The 16,228-nt window shown below is 65.4% G+C and carries 15 protein-coding genes; 10 read left to right on the forward strand and 5 right to left on the reverse strand.

Translation table 11 applies throughout. The annotated features are described in order from the left end of the window. Positions 1-47 precede the first annotated feature (47 nt). Positions 48-905 (forward strand): LysR substrate-binding domain-containing protein, encoded by an 858-nt coding sequence (locus HV793_RS06550; RefSeq protein ID WP_054455574.1) that lies wholly within the window; start codon positions 48-50, stop codon positions 903-905. Between the two features lie 30 nt (positions 906-935). On the opposite strand, the gene HV793_RS06555 is transcribed toward HV793_RS06550, so the two are convergent. Then, complete coding sequence (locus tag HV793_RS06555; protein WP_054455575.1) at positions 936-1,217, reverse strand: (2Fe-2S)-binding protein; 282 nt, start codon at positions 1,215-1,217, stop codon at positions 936-938. Positions 1,218-1,350: 133 nt separating this feature from the next. Further along, positions 1,351-2,778, reverse strand: coding sequence for an RNA polymerase factor sigma-54 (gene rpoN / locus HV793_RS06560; RefSeq protein ID WP_441294103.1), 1,428 nt, complete (start codon positions 2,776-2,778; stop codon positions 1,351-1,353). 16 nt (positions 2,779-2,794) lie between these two features. Between rpoN and HV793_RS06565 the strand changes: the two genes are divergently transcribed. Both HV793_RS06565 and leuA read left to right on the forward strand, forming a co-directional pair. Further along, positions 2,795-3,412: a hypothetical protein gene (locus HV793_RS06565; RefSeq protein WP_119449845.1), complete on the forward strand. Its 618-nt coding sequence runs from the start codon at positions 2,795-2,797 to the stop codon at positions 3,410-3,412. Positions 3,413-3,938: 526 nt separating this feature from the next. Then, positions 3,939-5,651: a 2-isopropylmalate synthase gene (gene leuA, locus HV793_RS06570; RefSeq protein WP_054455581.1), complete on the forward strand. Its 1,713-nt coding sequence runs from the start codon at positions 3,939-3,941 to the stop codon at positions 5,649-5,651. Positions 5,652-5,717: 66 nt separating this feature from the next. Here the strand turns inward: leuA and HV793_RS06575 are convergent, their stop codons facing one another. After that, complete coding sequence (locus HV793_RS06575) at positions 5,718-7,046, reverse strand: amidase (RefSeq protein WP_175212859.1); 1,329 nt, start codon at positions 7,044-7,046, stop codon at positions 5,718-5,720. Positions 7,047-7,360: 314 nt separating this feature from the next. Between HV793_RS06575 and HV793_RS06580 the strand changes: the two genes are divergently transcribed. From HV793_RS06580 to HV793_RS06605, 6 genes are all read left to right on the forward strand, one after another. Continuing rightward, positions 7,361-8,374, forward strand: a complete 1,014-nt coding sequence (locus HV793_RS06580) for a LacI family DNA-binding transcriptional regulator (RefSeq protein WP_088143668.1) — start codon at positions 7,361-7,363, stop codon at positions 8,372-8,374. Positions 8,375-8,412: 38 nt separating this feature from the next. Then, on the forward strand, positions 8,413-9,210 hold the full coding sequence (locus HV793_RS06585) for a phosphodiesterase (RefSeq protein ID WP_175181659.1): 798 nt from the start codon (positions 8,413-8,415) through the stop codon (positions 9,208-9,210). A gap of 116 nt (positions 9,211-9,326) precedes the next feature. Beyond that, complete coding sequence (locus tag HV793_RS06590; protein ID WP_175212860.1) at positions 9,327-10,382, forward strand: ABC transporter ATP-binding protein; 1,056 nt, start codon at positions 9,327-9,329, stop codon at positions 10,380-10,382. 27 nt (positions 10,383-10,409) lie between these two features. After that, complete coding sequence (locus HV793_RS06595; protein WP_054455591.1) at positions 10,410-11,705, forward strand: ABC transporter substrate-binding protein; 1,296 nt, start codon at positions 10,410-10,412, stop codon at positions 11,703-11,705. Between the two features lie 14 nt (positions 11,706-11,719). Continuing rightward, a complete protein-coding gene (locus HV793_RS06600; RefSeq protein ID WP_054455593.1) occupies positions 11,720-12,595 on the forward strand; it encodes a carbohydrate ABC transporter permease in 876 nt (291 codons plus the stop codon). Beyond that, positions 12,592-13,392 (forward strand): carbohydrate ABC transporter permease, encoded by an 801-nt coding sequence (locus HV793_RS06605; RefSeq protein WP_042795754.1) that lies wholly within the window; start codon positions 12,592-12,594, stop codon positions 13,390-13,392. Before HV793_RS06600 ends, HV793_RS06605 begins: the two co-directional genes overlap by 4 nt. Positions 13,393-13,468: 76 nt before the next feature. On the opposite strand, the gene HV793_RS06610 is transcribed toward HV793_RS06605, so the two are convergent. Both HV793_RS06610 and HV793_RS06615 read right to left on the reverse strand, forming a co-directional pair. Further along, positions 13,469-13,786 (reverse strand): hypothetical protein, encoded by a 318-nt coding sequence (locus tag HV793_RS06610; protein ID WP_054455595.1) that lies wholly within the window; start codon positions 13,784-13,786, stop codon positions 13,469-13,471. 89 nt (positions 13,787-13,875) lie between these two features. Continuing rightward, entirely contained in the window at positions 13,876-14,223 is a 348-nt protein-coding gene (locus HV793_RS06615; RefSeq protein ID WP_054455597.1) for a DUF1840 domain-containing protein, read from the reverse strand. A 321-nt stretch (positions 14,224-14,544) separates the two neighbouring features. Here HV793_RS06615 and argS point away from each other — a divergent pair, with 321 nt between their 5' ends. Continuing rightward, the gene (gene argS / locus HV793_RS06620; RefSeq protein ID WP_175212861.1) at positions 14,545-16,227 is read left to right on the forward strand and encodes an arginine--tRNA ligase; all 1,683 of its coding nucleotides are present in this window, start codon (positions 14,545-14,547) and stop codon (positions 16,225-16,227) included. The last annotated feature ends 1 nt before the right edge of the window (position 16,228 follow it).

Raw genomic sequence — 16,228 nt, forward strand, 5'->3', positions numbered from 1 at the left:
TTTATTCGGATCGAAAGTATTTAAAAAATGAATGCATGGAGCCGGCGATGCCTGACCTTGATCTTTTGCATAGCTTCGTGTCCGTCGTGGATGCCGGCGGCTTCACGGCGGCGGGCGAACGCGTACACCGCAGCCAATCCACGGTCAGCCAGCAGATCCGCAAGCTGGAGGAATCCCTGGAATGCGCGCTCTTCATCCGCGAAGGCCGCCAAGTCTTGCTGACCGAGGACGGCGAGCGTCTCCTGGGCTATGCCCGGCGGATGCTGGCCTTGTCGACCGAGGTCCGTGAAGCCGTCAGCGGGCGCAAGCGCGTGGACGTGATCCGGCTGGGCATCCCGGACGACTTCGCGGCTGACGCGCTGACCATTCTGGTGTCGGAATTTGCGCGGACCCGCCCAGGCGTGCGGCTATCGGTCCGCTGCGACCTGACTTCCGCGCTCACGCGCGCACTGGAGCGGGGCGACCTGGATGTGGCGCTGCTCAAACGCGAGCCCGGCGCGGGTGCTGCGTTGGCCGCCTGGCCCGAACATTTGCATTGGATCGGTGCACCCGGAATGGAACTCGCGTCCGCCGAGCCGGTGCCGCTGGTCGCGTTTCCGCAAGGCTGCATCTACCGCAATCGCGCCATCCATGCCCTGGAAGCTTCGGGCCGGCACTGGCGCATCGCCTACGAAAGCCCGAATCTGATGGGCCTGCAAGCGGCGTTGACAGGAGGGTTGGGCGTGGCGCTGCTGGAGCGGCGTTGCCTCTTGCCGGACCATCGGATCATCGACGCAGGGCTGCCGTCCGTGCCGTCGACCGAATTGGCGTTATGCCTGGCCGATACGCTGCGCGAACCTGCGCGCCAACTGGCGATGACTATCCGGGAATTTTGCGAGAAAGAAGCAACGCGGCCCGCTGCGTGACGGCAGCGAGCCGGTAAGAGACGACCATCCTCAGGCGATGGCGACCAGGGGAATCGGGAAGCTGCTGTTGGCAGCAGGCGCGCCCGACTCGACCAGAGCGGCCGGAGGATTGACCGGAACGGCTATGGAACGCACGTCGCATACGCTGGAACAGCGTCCGCCCGGCAGGTATTCGGTCGCGGTAGCCGCGCAGCAGCCGCAGCACGTGGCCACGCCCAGCTCGAATTGCAGGTCGGAAAGCGTCGTCGCACCCGCGTCCACGCTGGCGCGGACTTGGCGTTCGGTGATGGCATTACATACGCAAATGTACATGAGAATAATTATCGAAAATTATTCCGCTACTGACAAGCCCCGCATGCAAATAAATTTGCAACCAAAGTGTCACGCAAGTCTTTGAAATTAGGGACGAATTTTCATAACCCCGTCCCTCATTTCATGACCCGGCTTAGCGGGCTGCCGCCTGCGCCTTGCGCAACGCCGCTGGGGCTATCCGCAGCGCTTCGCGGTACTTTGCCACCGTCCTTCGGGCGATGACTATCCCCTGATCGGCCAGCTTTTGCATGATCTGGCTGTCAGACAAAGGCTTGGCCCGGTTCTCTTCGGCCACCATCTGGCGGATGAAAGTCTGCACTGCCGTGGCCGAGGTGGCATCCCCGCCGTCCGTCGAAACCCCCGTGCCGAAGAAGCGCTTGAGTTCAAGCGTGCCAAACGGAGTGAGCATGTACTTCTGTGTTGTGGCCCGTGAAATGGTGGATTCATGCAAACCGAGCTCGCCGGCGATGTCCTTCAGGATGAGCGGCCGCATGGCGGCCGGCCCCTGGCTGAAGAAGGCCGTCTGGTGCTGCACGATGGCCTGGGCCACCCGCAGGATGGTGTCGAAGCGCTGTTCCACGTTGCGGATCATCCAACGGGCCTGCTGCAGCTGCGATTGCAGGCCCGCATGCGCGGATTCCTTCTGGTTGCCCAGCATCTGGGCGTACAGCCCGTTGATCTGCAGCTTGGGCACGGCGGCGCTGTTGAGGGTGACCTGCCAGCCGCCGCGCGTCTTGCGTACGATGACGTCCGGCACCGCGTAATCGGCCGCGGGCACGGTCCAGGCACGCCCCGGGCGGGGCTCCAGGCGCAGGATCAGGGCATGGGCGGAGCGGAACGTGGCTTCGTCGCAGCCCACGGCCGCGCACAGGCGCGCGGCGTTTCCCGTCGCCAGCAAGGCCAGGTGCTGCGCGCAGATCTGGCGCGCGCAAGCCAGGACCGCGGCATTCGCGGCTTCAGGCAGTCGATCCAGATCCGGGTTGCGTAGCTGCAACAGCAGGCATTCCGCCATGTCGCGCGCGCCTATGCCGGGCGGATCGAAAGACTGCAAAAGCGACAAGGCCGCCTTCAGCTCGTCGATGTCCGGTTCCAGTTCGGGCGGCAACCAGTCCAGGATTTCCTCCAGCGGTGATCCCAGGTAGCCGTTTTCGTCCAGCTCGTCGATCAGAAGACCGGCGAGCGCGGCGTCGCGCGGCGCGGCGCGCGTCAACATCAGTTGGCCCAGCAGGTGCTCGCGCAGCGTATCCGGCCGAGCGGCCTCGGGCCGGCTGGAGTCTTCGTCGGGGTAGACCCCGCCCGAACCCGGCATTTCATCCACCGGCGAGTCGCGTTCGGCGGCGGGCTCGTCATCCTGCACCGAGGACTCGCGGTCGGACTCGGCCGGCGCCTCGGCCGACGGCGCTTCGTCCTGCCGCTCCAAGAGCGGGTTCTCCGCCAGCACTTGCGAAATCTCGGCTTCGAGGTCGAGCGTGGACAGCTGCAACAATCGGATCGATTGCTGCAGTTGTGGCGTCAGCGTCAAATGCTGACCTGGTCGCAGTTCTAAAATTGGACGGGTCATAGGTACAATATTTTGCATGATGAATCTGACTTCGCCCGCAAGCGTCCGCCAGGACTGCCGCCTCATTGGCCAGACCCTGCTCAAACTGGCGCTTCCCCGACTCGTAATGCGTGCGATCGTCATCGCCGTCGCTGTGGTCATCTGGTATCTCGCCGCCAACTGGATACTGAATTTCGGCCGCACCGTGAACTACGAGTTCCTGCATTCCCTGGGGCAGCCGACCGTGGACATGGTGCAGAAGGTCAACCCCTACATCTGGTGGGTGGTGGCCGGCATCTGGACCCTGATCGTGTTCTTCACGCTGCGCGCCTGGCTGTCCGCCAGCCTGGCTTCCGGCAGCGCCACCCCGGTCGAAACCAGCGTGCTGGCCGACCTGGCGCCCAACCTGACCGAAGAAACGCTGGGCGTGCTGCGCTGGACCTGGGGCGATCGCCAGGAGCCCTTCACGGTGGGCGATCTGCGCCGCTCCCTGTCTGAAATCCGCCACAACCGCGCCGGCAAGATCGCCATGGTCGCGGAACAGGCCCGCATCCTGGAGCCGTCCGACCGCCAGCCGCGCGATCCGCGCGACGAGGTCCGCCGCGAAGCACGCAGCGAACGCTACGTGGAACCGCGCATCGGCCCGGCCCGGTAAGCCCGTCCGTCCTCCCTCCATTGCCATAGCAGGCCGCCGACAGGCGGCCTGTTTTTTTGCTTCAGCCGTACGCCTGGCCTGGCAACCCCATAGCGTGCCTCCCGCCCCCCGTCCAACCTCGTTTTGCCGAATATTCTTCAGCAAAATGCGTTGCCACCGGCATATATTTCACCCCAACACAAAAGAGTGTTCAGTTGCGCATTCGGCAAAAATGTGTTTGACTAGCAACCTATGGCCGCTCACCGCACCCCCTTCGCGATTGCCACCGGACGCTACGACGCTCCGGTTGCCGGCCTGCGCGCTCGTTTCTCCTCCTACGCGCTATCGCTATACCTACCGATCGGTTGCCGGGCCTAGTGTCCCCGTGGTAGCTCGGCAACCACGCTTGCCACACGCGATTTCCCCCTTTTATCTCTGAATCCTGCCGGTCAATCACGGCAAATCCTGGCGCAAGACCGCAATCCGGTCGCGCAGCCGCCTAGGGAAGCATTCCCGGGATTCAAAAGAAACCGATCGAGGTGTAGTAATGATGCTTGCCAACCCCGCCACCAAATACGTCCCCTTCGCGCCCTTTACCCGCGACTTTTCCGAACGCACCTGGCCCAGCCGCCGCATCACCAAGGCGCCGATCTGGATGAGCACGGACCTGCGTGACGGCAACCAGGCCCTGATCGAGCCGATGAGCGTCGAGCGCAAGCTCCGCTTCTTCGAACAGCTGGTGAAGATCGGCTTCAAGGAAATCGAAGTGGGCTTCCCGTCCGCTTCGCAGACCGACTTCGATTTCGTGCGCAAGCTCATCGACGAAAAGCGCATTCCTGACGACGTCACCATCATCGTGCTGACCCAGTCGCGCGAAGACCTGATCAGCCGCACGGTGGAATCCGCCGCCGGCGCCAAGCAAGCCATCGTCCACCTGTACAACGCCTGCGCCCCGGCGTTCCGCAAGGTCGTGTTCAACATGAGCAAGGACGAAATCAAGAACATCGCCACCACCGGCACGCGCCTGGTGAAGCAGTACATGGCGCAGCACCCGGAAACGCAATGGCGCTACCAGTACTCGCCCGAAGTCTTCAGCACCACCGAACCCGAGTTCGCGCTGGAAGTCTCCAACGCCGTGGCCGACGTATGGCAGCCCACGCCCGAGTGCAAGATGGTGCTGAACCTGCCCGCCACCATCGAGGCCACCAGCCCCAATCTGTACGCCGACCAGATCGAATGGATGCACAAGAACCTGGCGCGCCGCGACAGCATCGTGCTCAGCGTGCACCCGCACAATGACCGCGGCACCGCCGTGGCCGCCGCCGAATTCGCCGTGATGGCCGGCGCCGACCGCATCGAAGGCTGCCTCTTCGGCAGCGGCGAGCGCACCGGCAACGTCGACCTCGTCACCCTGGCCTTGAACCTCTACACGCAGGGCGTGCATCCGGGCCTGGACTTCTCGGACATCGACGAAGTGCGCCGCTGCGCCGAGTACTGCAACCAGTTGCCCGTTCACCCGCGCCACCCGTACGCGGGCGACCTGGTCTTCACCGCGTTCTCGGGCTCGCACCAGGATGCCATCAAGAAGGGCTTTGCCCAGCAACAGGCCGACGCCGTCTGGGAAGTGCCTTACTTGCCGATCGACCCGGCCGACCTCGGCCGCAGCTACGACGCCGTCATCCGCGTGAACAGCCAGTCGGGCAAGGGCGGCGTGTCGTACCTGCTGGAACAGGAACACGGCCTGGTGTTGCCGCGCCGCCTGCAGATCGAATTCAGCCGCGCCATCCAGCGCGTCACAGACGAAACCGGCCGCGAAGTCACGGCCGACGACGTGCACACCATCTTCAACCGCGAATACCTCGAGCAGAAGTCGCCGTGGAAGCTGGTGCGCCACCGCATCGACGGCAATCCGTCGGCCGGCGAAGGCCAGCACTTCAGCATCGAAGCTGAATTGGAATACAACGGCGAACGCCGCATCGTGACGGGCAAGGGCGACGGCGCCATCTCGGCCTTCGTGGCCGCGCTGGACGTGCCCGTGCGCATCATGGACTACCACGAGCACGCCATTGGCACCGGCACCGACACGCGCGCCGCGTCCTATGTCGAACTGCGCGTCGGCGAATCCAGCACGGGCTTTGGCGTGGGCATCGACCGCGACATCGTGACGGCTTCCTTCCAGGCCGTGCTGAGCGCCGTCAACCGCCACATCAATGCCGGCGCCGTGACCGCAACCGAGCAAGAAACCGCCGAAACCGCGTGATCCGCAATCCGGCGTAAAAAAAGCCAGCCTTATCGGGCTGGCTTTTTCTTTGGACGCGCGCCGCGCTTATCCGCGTGGCCAGATGTCGGCCGCGCCGATATCTGGCGCGGTGGCCGCAAGGAGCCGCTGATGGACCCAAGCGGCGATTGCCAGCGTGCGGTGGTCGCTATAGCGCGCGCCGACCAGCTGCAACCCGACGGGCAAGCCCTGCGGGCCGGTGGCGAAGGGCAGGCTGAGGGAAGGATGGCCGAATACCGTCCACGCGCGCGAGAACTGCGGATCGCCCGTACCCAGGTCCGCGAACGGCGCCTCGCCGCTGGCGCTGGGCGCAAGCAGCACGTCGTACTTGTCGAACCACGTGTCCACGCGCGCGCGCGACTCGGCGACGCGCATCAGGTTCTTCTGGTGTTCTTCAGCAGTGATGCGCGAGCCCGCTTCCAGGATGGCCTGGATCTTGGGGCTGAGCTGCGCCGCATGCTCCAGGCGCTCGTAGGCCAGCGCCTGCGAAGCTTCAAACGCCATGATGTCCGCATGCAGCTGCACCAGAACGCAATGCTCGGGCGGCAGCGGCAATTCTTCGACCACGGCGCCGGCGCGCGACAGGATGGCCGCGGCCTGCGCGTAGGCTTCCTTGGTTTCGGGCAGCGCATGCCGCCATTGCAGGCTGCGGTACATGCCGATACGCGGCTTGCCGTCATAGGCCAGATCAAGCATGCGCGGATCGCGCATCAGGACGGAAGCAAACAATGCCACGTCCGGCACCGAACGCGCGAAACCGCCGATGGTGTCCAGGGACTCCGCCAGGCTTTTGACGCCCGCGCGGGAAATGCTGCCAAAGGTGGGTTTGAAGCCCACGATGCCGCAATAGGAAGCAGGGCGGATGATGGAAGCCGCGGTCTGCGTACCCAATGCGAAGGGCACCATGTCGTCGGCCACCGCCGCGGCCGAACCGCTGGACGAACCGCCGGGCGAGTAGGCTTCGTTGCGAGGATTGCGCGTGGGGCCTGCCAAATAGGTGGCGAATTCAGTCGTCACGGTCTTGCCGACGACGATCGCGCCCGCGCCCCGGCACAGCGCCACCGAGGCCGCGTCCAGGCCCGGATGGTGGCGTTCATAGATGGGCGAGCCATAGCGCGTGGGCAGGTCGACAGTGTCGAACAGGTCCTTCACGCCCATGGGCAGGCCATGCAGCACCCCGCGCAGCGCGCTGCGGTCCAATTCCTGCGCGCGATCCAGCGCGGCCTGCTTTTGCAGCGCGGTCCAGGCGTGGATGGTGCTTTCGCGTTGCTCGATGCGCGCAAAGCATGCGCGCACCAATTGCTCTGCGGTCAATTCGCGCCGTTGCAGCTTGCGCGCGGCTTCCAGCGCGCCAAGTCTGTTCAAGGCAGTAGACATGGTCCTTTCCTCTTTACCGGTACCGCGCGTGTCGCACGGCAGCTAAATACGCACCCGGTCCCCTTTGACCGAGGATCCGCCTTTATGCGCGGCAATTGCCGCGCAGTTCGGATGGACCGACTCCAGCCATTGTGCGCGCTGCGTCAATTGGGATAAACACCGAAAAAGCCGCTTTTTCCCGGGAAAATCGCATGCCGCGCCATGGCAATTTATTGTTGCGTCGGCATCAGCATAGCGCAAACCCGTGCAATACAAAGGTCATATTTGTCGAGTAATATGAAATCGTTTTCACGAATCCCGGCAGCACTCCCGCCATGGCCTCGCGCTCGTCGCCCCGCTTTTCCATCATTGAAGTGGCCCGCAAGGCCGGGGTCTCCCCGGCAACGGTTTCGCGCGCGTTCAACCAGCCCGAGATCGTCCATCCCGACACGCTCGCGCATATCCGCAACGTCGCCAAGCGCGCGGGCTTCCGGCCCAATCGCGTGGGCCGCAGCCTGCGTTCAGGCAGCACGCGCACCATCGGCCTGATACTGCCCACGCTGTCCAATCCCGTGTTCGCCGAGTGCTTCGAAGGCGCGGAACGGCGCGCGCGGGAATCGGGCTACAGCGTCATGCTGACCGCCACAGGCTACGATCCTGCGGTGGAATCCGCCGCGGTCCAGGGCCTGATGGACCATCAGGTCGACGGCCTGATCCTGACGGTCGCCGACGCCGCCAAAAGCGCCACGCTGGATGACCTGGACCATGCCGGCATACCCTACGTGCTGGTCTACAACGAGTCCGGTGCCCATCCCTTCGCGTCGGTCGACAATCGCGCCGCCGCCAGCGACATGGTGGCCCACCTGGCAGCGCTGGGCCATCGCCGCATCGCGCTGGTCACGGGTCCGCTGACTGCATCGGACCGCGCCCGCCGCCGGCTGACGGGCGCACGCGCCTGCGCCAAGCGCCTGGGCCTGGACGACATCCAGCACATCTCCATGAGTTCGCACACGGGCAGCGACCTGGATGCCCTGAAGGCTGCGCTGCGCGGCAAGCAGGCGCCCACCGCCTTGTTCTGTTCCAACGACCTGCTGGCCACGGCCGTCATCGCGGACCTGGTGGGCCTGGGGCTGTCCGTGCCCGCCGATATCTCGGTGTGCGGCTTCGACGGCATGCGCTTTGGCGCCTTGCTGACGCCGCCCCTGACCACCGTAGCCCAGCCCAGCGACGGCATTGGCGAGACGGCCTGCTCGAACCTGCTGGCGCAGATCCAGGGCCAACCGCCGCATTCGGACCGCCTGCCGCACTGCATCGTCGTAGGCGGCACCGCCGCGCCGGTGCGCCGCTGAGGTCTTTTCCTACAACACTATTCTTCGGTACATGCGTCATGCTCATCGCACAAATCACCGACCTGCACATGCGCACCCCGGGCGACAAGGCCTACGGCATCATCGATCCGGCGGCGTTCCTGGCGCCCGCGGTGCGCGCGCTCAATGCCCTGACCCCGCGCCCCGACTGCGTCCTTATCACGGGCGATCTGACTGACCTGGGCCGCCCGCACGAATACCAAGTTCTGCGCGACCACTTGCAGGCGCTGGAGATTCCGTATTTCCTGCTGCCCGGCAACCACGACGACCGCGCCCAGCTGCGCGCGGCCTTCCCCGACCACGGCTATCTGCAAGGCGAAAGCCCGTTCATCCAATACGCCATCGAGACCTATCCGTTGCGCATGCTGGCGCTGGACACGGTGGTGCCCATGAAGAGCCATGGCGAACTCTGCCAGGACCGCCTGGACTGGCTGGCCGCGCGCCTGGCCGAACAGCCCGACCGGCCCACGTTGGTTCTGATGCACCATCCGCCTTTCCTGACGGGCATCGAACATATGGACGCCATTGGCCTGCTGGCTGGCGCGCCCGAACTCGAACGCATCGTGGCGCGCTTTCCCAACGTGGAGCGCGTGCTTTGCGGCCACCTGCACCGCACGATCTTCCAGCGCTTCGGCGGCACCATCGCGTCCACCTGTCCAGGCACCGCGCATCAGCTTGCGCTGGAACTGGGGCCGCGGCCGACGCTGCAATACATCATGGAACCGCCGGGTTATCAGTTGCATTGGTGGCAAGGCAAGAACCTGGTCACGCACCACGCGGTCATTGGGGAATACCCCGGCCCGTACCCCTTTGCCTGAGGCCCTAGACTACGAACGTTTGTCCTGCCATACATCCGTCATGTTTGCGCTGCACAATGAAAAGGTTTTCATAACAGGCAACAATGCGGATCTAACTATTAGATCTTCGAGACAGCATGTCATCCATCGTTCTGGATAATCTCACCAAACAATATGGCAACGCCGCCGCGATCCATGGGGTGAGCTTCACGGTTCCCGCCGGCAGCTTCACGGTCCTGCTTGGCCCGTCCGGCTGCGGCAAATCCACCACCTTGCGCATGATTGCCGGGCTGGACACGCCGACCTCTGGCACCATCCAGATCGGCGACCGCGACGTCACCCAGCTGCCGCCTGCCAAGCGCCGCATCTCGATGGTGTTCCAGTCGTACGCCCTGTTTCCGCACCTGTCGGTGCGCGAGAACATCCTGTTCGGTCTCAAGGTGCGCAAGGAGCCCGCGCGCGACTACGACCGCCGCCTGCAACGCGTGGCTGGCCTCTTGGGCCTGAACCATCTGCTGGACCGCAAGCCCTCGCAATTGTCGGGCGGCCAGCAGCAGCGCGTGGCGCTGGGCCGCGCCGTGATCTCCGAAGCGCCGGTGTGCCTGATGGACGAACCGCTGTCCAACCTGGACGCGCAGCTGCGCCATGAAATGCGCCGCGAGATCCGCGCCTTGCAGCAAGACCTGGGCATCACCATGGTCTACGTGACGCACGACCAGACCGAAGCCATGAGCATGGCCGATCAGGTAGTGCTGCTGCGCGGCGGCAAGATTGAACAGCACGACACGCCCGACGGCCTGTATGCGCGGCCCGCCACCGAATTCGCCGCGCGCTTCATCGGCACGCCGCCCATGAACCTGATCGGCCTGAGCTCCGCGCAGGGCGCCACCATCATCGCCGGCACGCAGAGCCGCGCCATCGCCGGCGCCCCCGCGGGCGCCGTGAAGCTGGGCGTGCGTCCCGAACACATCCGCATCGACGCCAACGGCGTTCCCGCCACCGTGGAAAGCGTGGAGTACTTCGGCGCGGACTCCATCGTGGTCTGCCGCGTGGGCGACACCAGCGGCGTGGCCGTGCGCGTGGGCGGTCACTTGCGCGCCGGCACGGGCGAAACACTGGGCCTGTCCTGGCAGGACGGCCAGCAGCACTTCTTTGCCGCCGATTCGGCGGTCATCAACTCCGCTGGCCGCTAGGGCCCGTACACAGGAAAGGAAACCAACATGCGTCGCATCGTACTGAAAACCCTGGCCGCCAGCCTGGCCGCCGCCTGCCTGTCGCTGCCTGCGCAGGCGCAGAACAAGCCCGTCGAGGTGGAGTTCTATTACCCCGTCGCGGTCGGCGGCCCGATCACCAAGATCGTCGACGACATGGTGGCGGATTTCCAGAAGGAAAATCCCGACATCAAGATCAAGCCGATCTACGCGGGCTCCTACCAAGACTCCATCGCCAAGGCGCTGACCGCGCTCAAGGGCGGCACGCCGCCGCAGCTGGCGGTGCTGCTGTCCACCGACATGTTCACGCTGATCGACGAGGACGCCATCGTCCCGATCGACAGCCTGGCCAAGAGCGACGCCGACAAGAAGTGGCTGGGCGGCTTCTATGACGCCTTCATGCAGAACAGCCGCACCGGCGGCCATACCTGGGGCGTGCCGTTCCAGCGTTCGACCATCGTCATGTACTACAACAAGGACCTGTTCAAGGCCGCGGGGCTGGATCCCGAGCGCGCGCCGGCGACCTGGGCCGAACTGGTCGAATACGGCAAGAAGCTGACCAAGCAGGACGCCTCCGGCAATACCACGCAGTGGGGCATCGAGATCCCCTCGGGCGGCGCCTTCGCCTACTGGCTGTTCCAGGCGCTGACCACGCCCAACGGCGCGATCCTGATGAACGAGGCCGGCAACGAGGTCTACCTGGACAAGCCCGCGGTGGTGGAAGCCGCGCAATTCTGGCGCGACCTCTCGGCCAAGCACAAGATCATGCCGACCGGCACCATCGACTGGGGCACCACGCCCAAGGACTTCCTGGAAAAGAAGGCCGCCATGGTCTGGACCACGACAGGCAACCTGACCAACATCCGCAAGAACGCGGACTTCCCGTTCGGCGTGGCCATGATGCCGCAGCAAAAGCGCGGCGGCAGCCCGACCGGCGGCGGCAACTTCTACATCTTCAAGAGCGGCACGCCGGCGCAGCAGCAGGCCGCGCTGAAGTTCGCGCAATGGGTCACCACGCCCGAGCGCGCCGCCGACTGGAGCATCGCCACGGGCTACGTGGCCGTAACCCCGGCCGCCTGGCAGACCGAAAAGATGAAGAAGTACGCGCAGGAAGTGCCGGCCGCCGCGGTCGCGCGCGACCAGCTGGAAGTCAGCGTGGCGGAGTTCTCCACGCATGAAAACCAGCGCGTCACCAAGACCCTGAACGACGCCCTGCAGGCGGCCCTGACCGGTTCCAAGACGCCGCAACAGGCCCTGACCGACGCGCAACGCGAGGCCGACCGCATACTGCGTCCCTACAAGTAAAGCCGACAAGCACGATGAGCCGCTCTTTAAACGCGCTTTATGGCTGGCTGCTGTTGCTGCCAGCCATCGTGCTGCTCGCCGCCTTCACGCACTACCCGGCGGTGGCGACGCTATGGCACAGCTTTTTCTCCACCCCCAAGGGCGCGCGCCCCGCGCGCTTCGTGGGGCTGGACAACTACGCCGTCATGCTCGACGACCCGGTGTTCTGGCAGTCGCTGTGGAACAACCTGTGGTTCGCGCTGGGCACCATCCCCACGTCCATCGGCATCGCGCTGATCATGGCGCTATGGGTCAACCGCAACCTGAGCGGTCGCGGTTTCCTGCGCATGGCCTACTTCACGCCCACGGTGCTGCCCATGGTCGCGGTGGCCAACATCTGGCTGTTCTTCTACACGCCGCAGTACGGGCTGATCGCCCAGGTGATGCAGCTGTTCGGCTCGCCAGGCCCCAACTGGCTGGGCAACCGCGAGACCGCGCTGCCCGCGCTGATGCTGGTGACGGTCTGGAAGGAGTCCGGCTTCTTCATGATCTTCTACCTGGCCGCCCTGCAGACAGTATCGCCGTCGCTGCGCGAGGCCGCGATGCTGGAAGGCGCGTCGCGCTGGCAGTACTTCCGCCGCATCCTGTGGCCGCTGCTGATGCCCACCACCCTCTTCGTGCTGATCAATGCCCTGATCAACGCGTTCCGGTTGGTGGACCACGTGGTGGTCATGACGCGCGGTGGACCGGATAACGCCAGCACGCTGCTGCTGTACTACATCTACCAGGTGGGTTTCAGTTTCTGGGACACGGCTTACGCCGCCACGCTGACCGTCGTGTTGCTGGTGGTGCTGGCGCTGACCGCGCTGGTCAAGTTCCGCTGGCTGGACCGCAGGACGCACTATCAATGAAAGACAAGCTCGATACCCTGGGCGCCTGGGCGCTCGGCCTGCTGTGGATCCTGCCCCTGGCCTATGCCATGTGGGCGGCGTTCCATCCGCCCGCCTACGCAACCCGCTTCGACCTGTTCGCCCCGCTGACGCTGGACAACTTCGTGCGCGCCTGGCACGCGGCGCCGTTCCCGCGTTACTTCCTCAACACCTTCCTGCTGGTCACCATGGTGCTGGCGGCGCAACTGGTGCTGTCGACGCTGGCCGGCTACGCCTTCGCGCGCTTCGAGTTCCGCGGCCGCGATTTCGTCTTCATGCTGGTGCTGCTGCAGCTGATGATCATGCCGGACGTGCTGCTGGTGGAAAACTACCGCTCCATGAGCCAGCTGGGCATCCGCGACACGGTGTTCGCCATCGGCCTGCCTTACTTTGCATCCGCCTTCGGCATCTTCCTGCTGCGCCAGACCTTCAAGACGGTGCCTCGGGAACTGGAAGAAGCCGCGCGCATGGAAGGCGCCAACGCGCTTCAGGTGCTTTGGAAGGTTTATGTGCCGCTGGCCAAGCCGATCTACGTGGCCTACGGGTTGGTATCGGTCAGCCACCACTGGAACAACTTCCTGTGGCCGCTGATCATCACCAACTCGGTCGAATCGCGGCCGCTGACGGTGGGTCTGCAGGTGTTCTCGTCCACCGACCAGGGCATCGACTGGTCGGTCATCACGGCCGCAACGCTGATGTCGGCGGCGCCGCTCCTGATCGCCTTCCTGCTGTTCCAACGGCAGTTCGTGCAATCTTTCATGCGGGCTGGCATCCGCTAGTCCCGCCTTGCGGGACCGGCTCAAATGAAAACTGCCCCTACGGGGGCAGTTTTGCTTGAGGATGAGGCCGGGTCGCTCAGTAACCTACCGTCAGCCCCGGCAAATCCACCGTGATGCGCGGGCGTTCCAGCGCCAGCGCCAGGTGCTCCGCGAACTCGCGAGCCTCTTTTTCGTCGGTGGACAGGGTGTCGTAGCCCAGCGCGTCGGCCACGCCCAGCACCTTGTCCAGCAGCAGGACCTTGCCGCTGGGACGCAGCGGTTCGCAACCCAGCGTTTCCCAGGCGCTGTCGAACCAGTCGCGCGCATCGCTCTGGCGCTGCGGCGAGGGCTCGACGCTGGCCGAGAGGTCAAGCGAACGGCGGGAGTCGAAAACGATGGTGATGTCGCTGCGCATGTCAGGGTTCCTTGGGGTGGCGTCAGGCGAGTAGGGTAGGCAAAAAACGCCGGGCAGATTGTCCGCCCGGCGACATTGGGCTCGCCGGCTTACCAGCCGCGCGACACCTCCCAGGTGACTTCGGCGTTTGCCGCCAAGGACTGGCGCATCATGTCCAGCAGGGGAAAGGCGCGCTCCTTCAGGCCCACCATGCGGGCCATGGGCGAGGCCGGGGCCTTGTCCTCGTCTTCTTCCTCGGAGCCGTCATGGGCGCTCTGGTATTCGTCGATCGCGCGCTCGATGCCGCTGATGGCCGGCCCCAGCTGCTCGACGGTGAAAACGCCGCGCTCCGGGATCTTGTCCTTGAAGGACTTGCCGGCCGCCAGCAGCAGCGCGCCGGCATGGTCGGTCAGCATCAGAACCTCGGCCACGACCTTGGAATGAAAGGTGATCAGCATATTCCAGTCTCCCACATTGATTACTTACATACACTACCGCAACACCAGGGGGCTGCCAACTGGCCCGGGGCAGCAGGCCCGATGGACCGGCCCCATCCGTCCCCCCGGACCTGCCGCCGCCGCGTCCGCGCCCCTGGCGCAGGCCGGTCCGATGGCCAAATCAAGCTATGATTCAGGAGATTCCCGTGACAGCGGGACCTGACGCGGCCATGAATCCGGCGCGCGCGGTCCGCCCGGCTACGCCGCCCCTGTCCGCTCCGCCCGACAGGTCCGGCCTGTGCGGGCGCGTCCGTCACTAACTCAGAACTTCTCCAGACGCCCATGCTCCTCGAGCAACAAAAACAGCTTATCTCCCTGATCCAGGCCGCCGTCGCGCAAAGCCTGCCCGACGCCGTGGCAAATGTGCTGCTGGAGCGCCCCAAGGTCGCCGCCCACGGCGACGTCGCCACCAACGTGGCCATGCAGCTGGCCAAGCCGGCCCGCCGCAACCCGCGCGAACTGGCCCAGGCCATCGTCGACGCCCTGATGGCGCAGCCCGGCGCCGCCGGCCTGATCGAGTCCGCTGAAATCGCCGGCCCCGGCTTCATCAACCTGCGCATCACCGCCGCCGCGCGCCAGGCCGTCATCGCCGCCGTGGCCGAGCAGGGCGCCGCCTTCGGCCGTGCGCCGCGCAACGGCGAGAAGATCCTGGTCGAATTCGTGTCGGCCAACCCCACCGGCCCGCTGCACGTGGGCCATGCCCGCCAGGCCGCGCTGGGCGACGCCATCTGCCGCCTGTACGACGCCATCGGCTGGGACGTCACCCGCGAGTTCTATTACAACGACGCCGGCAACCAGATCCAGAACCTGGCGATCAGCGTGCAGGCCCGCGCCCGCGGCCTGACGACCGATTCCCCCGAGTGGCCCGCCGACGGCTACAAGGGCGACTACATCGCCGACATCGCGCGCGACTTCCAGGCCGGCGCGACCGTCCACTCCGATGGCGTGGACGTCACCGCCACGGGCAACGTCGACAACCTGGACGACATCCGCGTCTTCGCCGTGGCCTATCTGCGCCGCGAACAGGACCTGGACCTGCAGGCCTTCGGCCTGGCATTCGACAATTACTACCTGGAAAGCTCGCTCTACACCTCCGGCCGCGTCGAAGCGACCGTCAAGGCGCTGATCGCCGGCGGCCACACCTACGAGGAAGGCGGCGCGCTTTGGCTGCGCACCACCGAACTGGGCACGGGTGACGACAAAGACCGCGTCATGCGCAAAAGCGAAGGCGGCTACACCTATTTCGTGCCGGACGTGGCCTACCACAAGGCCAAATGGGAGCGGGGCTTCCATCGCGCCGTAAACATCCAGGGCAGCGACCACCACGGCACCGTGGCGCGCGTGCGCGCCGGCCTGCAGGCGCTGGAAGAGGGCATTCCCAAGGAGTACCCGGCCTACGTGCTGCACAAGATGGTCAAGGTCATGCGCGGCGGCGAAGAGGTCAAGATCTCCAAGCGCGCCGGCAGCTACGTGACCATGCGCGACCTGATCGACTGGGTGGGCCGCGACGCGGTGCGCTACTTCCTGATCCAACGCCGCGCCGACACGGAATTCGTGTTCGACGTGGACCTGGCGCTGTCCAAGAGCGACGAGAACCCCGTTTATTACATCCAGTACGCGCACGCCCGCATCTGCTCGGTCATCAACAACGCCGCCATGCCGGCCGCCGACGTGGCCCAGGCCGACGCGGCGCTGCTGACCGCGCCGACCGAATTCGCGCTGATGCAGCGCCTGGCCGAATTCCCCAACGTGGTGGCGCTGGCGGCGCAGGAACTGTCGCCGCACCACATCGCCTTCTGGCTGCGCGACTGCGCCTCGGATTTCCACGCCTGGTACAACGCCGAGCGCGTGCTGGTCGACGACACGGCCCTGAAGCTGGCCCGCCTGCGCCTGGCCTCGACCACGCGCCAGGTGCTGGCCAACGGGCTGGAGCTGATGGGCGTATCGGCGCCCGAGCGGATGTAAC

It is taken from the genome of Achromobacter aegrifaciens (assembly GCF_902859965.1).
In the GTDB taxonomy this organism is placed as follows: Bacteria; Pseudomonadota; Gammaproteobacteria; order Burkholderiales; family Burkholderiaceae_B; genus Achromobacter; species Achromobacter aegrifaciens.